This window comes from Kitasatospora sp. NPDC085895 (genome assembly GCF_040702125.1).
Taxonomy (GTDB): Bacteria; Actinomycetota; Actinomycetes; order Streptomycetales; family Streptomycetaceae; genus Kitasatospora; species Kitasatospora arboriphila.
The window spans coordinates 1-2,755 of the sequence record NZ_JBFBJY010000202.1 but is presented as its reverse complement, the minus strand read 5'-3'; the positions used below and the strand labels follow the sequence as shown (position 1 = coordinate 2,755).

1 protein-coding gene and 2 pseudogenes are annotated in these 2,755 nt (G+C 66.0%); 2 read left to right on the top strand and 1 reads right to left on the bottom strand.

All coding sequences use genetic code 11. The annotated features are described in order from the left end of the window. Positions 1-96 precede the first annotated feature (96 nt). A pseudogene (locus AB0442_RS42125) lies at positions 97-351 on the top strand (ISAzo13 family transposase); the annotation flags it as partial. Positions 352-835: 484 nt separating this feature from the next. Here the strand turns inward: AB0442_RS42125 and AB0442_RS42120 are convergent. After that, positions 836-1,108, bottom strand: a pseudogene (locus AB0442_RS42120) (transposase); the annotation flags it as partial. Positions 1,109-1,948: 840 nt separating this feature from the next. On the opposite strand from AB0442_RS42120, the gene AB0442_RS42115 reads away from it, so the two are divergent. Beyond that, positions 1,949-2,755: NlpC/P60 family protein (locus tag AB0442_RS42115; protein WP_366168795.1), on the top strand; the 807-nt coding region annotated here is incomplete at its 3' end.

Below are 2,755 nucleotides of genomic sequence, written 5' to 3'. Positions count from 1 at the left end.
TGCTCGGACAACCCCACCCATGGATGCATGCCAGGCCCAACGACCGCGCTATCCCGATGTCACGAACTGCTTGATAGCTTCAAGCAACGGCATTGACCGGGCACATCGAAATGGAACAAGATCGAACACCGAATGTTCTGCCACATCACCGCGAACTGGCGCGGCCGACCGCTGACCAGCTACGAGGTCGTCATCGAGACCATCGCCGCGACGACCACACGCACCGGGCTGACCATCGGCGCCGAGCTGGACACCGGCAGCTACCCTCTTGGCTCCACGGTGAGCGCCTCCGAGTTCCAGTCCCTGCCGATCACGCCCGATGCGTTCCACGGCGACTGGAACTACACCCTCGCCCCCGTTCCACCCCGACTTCCGGAAGCCACGCCGGCCGCCCGCCGGATCGACCCCGGCCTGACCGAGATGCTCAGCGATCCGGCCCTGACCGGCATGCCGCGGTCCGACTTCGAACGCCTGGTGGCAGTCTCCGAGCCGTACTGGGACGCCCTCGCCGAGGCCGCCTTCCAGCGGCGCTTCCACCGTCCCCGCAGCTACCTCCACCCGCAGACCAGCAGCATCGACCACTACCACCGCCTCCTGGCAGCGCTGTTGCGCCGCCGCAGGGCGATTACCAGCACTCTCCTGGCCCAGCTGCTGGGCGTCACCCGCACCAACCTCTCCAACCAGTTTCAGGACGGCCACCGGCTCCTGGACCTGCACCGCATCGACGTCACACCCCTGCCCGCATCGCCCGCCCGAACCCTCGAACAGCTCCAAGCCCTTCTGCCCGAGTCTGCCGTCAAGGAAGATCAAACCTGACAGTTATTCAGATACGAGCCCCGGCGGTGCCCGAGTATTGGCGCTGCACGCCGGCCGAAGTGGTGCCCTTCTTGATGAAGCCGGTGTCGTCGATGACGAGGACCCCACCGTCCTCGCCGAGGCGCTCGGCGACGTATGCCTGCAGGTCGTCGCGGACATCGTCGGCGTCCCAGGCCGCCCTGTTCAGCAGCCGTTGGAGACCGTCGGGGGTGCGATGTCCGGCGAACTCGGCCAGTTGCCAGCCGTTTTTGCGGCCGACAGGAGCGAGTAGACCACGCACGTAGTCACGCATTCGGCGCCGCAGATCGACACGTCCGAAGCGGGAGCCGATGCGCAGGAAGAGGTCGTCGAGGTCTCGGCCCCAGACAGTGTCTGCATGTTCGTCGATCACGCCGTGAGGCTGTCCGCGCCAGAGCCCCGCCATGTCCGCCCTGCACCCGGCAGAGGGGCGTTCCGCGAAGACCACCCCTCTCTCACCAACAGCCCACTACACTCCCCACGACGCCTCTGACCAGGCCAGATAGCGAAGCACTGCTGGAGTACTAGGACGGCTCCCTCACGGTCACCCCGTGGACCAGCGGCTGGAGCCACTGCAGCTGACTTCTGATCGTCCCTGCGCACAGTGATTGTCCGGCTGTCCAACGGTGCACTCGGACGTTGTCAGGACGTTGTACGGACTTTGTCAGGACAGCGGAACGCCGCGCACTTGTACGGAATTGATTGTCCATCACCAGGTCAGCTGTCCTGACAATCAGTCATCGCACAAGATCTTGTCCGTCAGCACGGTGCGCCCGGCGACCTCGGGCTCAACGGCCTGGCCAACCACGCCGCCGACGACGGCCCCCGCATCCCCATCCAGACCTGGGAGAAGTACCAGCCCACCCACTGGCCGCGCGCGGCACTACCGGAGCACGACCGAAGCGGACCACTCCCGGTAGCCCGCACCCCCCTGATCCTCCGGTGCGCAACGCCAACGCCCGCCACCCCCGAAACTCCTGGCCGTCCAGCGCCGGGAACTCGCCCGCATCCGCGGCGAGAAGGGACTCCGCTGGGGCAGCAGCCACGCGGTCACAGCACGAGCGGGCGCTCTTCCATCCATCCATCTCTGCTACTGGAGTTACCCAAGTTGAAGATGTCCTTTCGCCTTGTCCTACGAACCACTCTCGCCGTTGCTGTAGCGGGTGCGCTTGGTGGGACGCTCGTCGGTCCCGCCGCAGCGGCGCCTACCGACCCCGATGGGGTCGCCGTCGCTGCCTCGACCTCCGGCTACCAGAGTGTGTTCGTTCCGACTGTCCCCAATCCGACGACGGCGACGGCCTCGGAGCTGGTCGACGCCGCAAAGAAGGCGGGTTCCCGCTCGCTGACGGCACCGACCCTGAACCAGCGCACCGCGTCGGCCGTCACCCGCTCGGACGTCATATCCCGGGCGATGAGCTGGGTAAACGCCGGTGTGCCGTACAGCATGTACGCCTACCGGACGGACGCCAACGGGAGGTACCGCACCGACTGTTCCGGCTTCGTCTCGATGGCCTGGAACTTGGCCTCATCCAGCGCCAACAACTGGGGTGAGACCACCGGGAGCCTGCCGGACTTCTCCACCGCCATCAATAAGGAGGACCTCAAGCCGGGCGATATCCTGCTCAACACCGCATCCGGCGCTTCCGGGCACGTCGTCATCTTCAACGGCTGGACCAACTCCGCTCACACCGAGTACGACGGCCTGGAGGAGGCGGGCAGTGTCGGTGCCGTGCGGCGCCACATTCCGTACCCCTACTTCGCTGGGCACGGCACCTTCAGTCCCTATCGATACGACAACATCGCCGATGACCGGGCCCAGACCTCGCCGGTGTCGTTTGATGCTGCCGGTGGTCACGTCGGGTTTGTGGACACCAATGGCAATGTGGCCAATGACTGGGCGACGAGCACGGGTTGGGCGGGT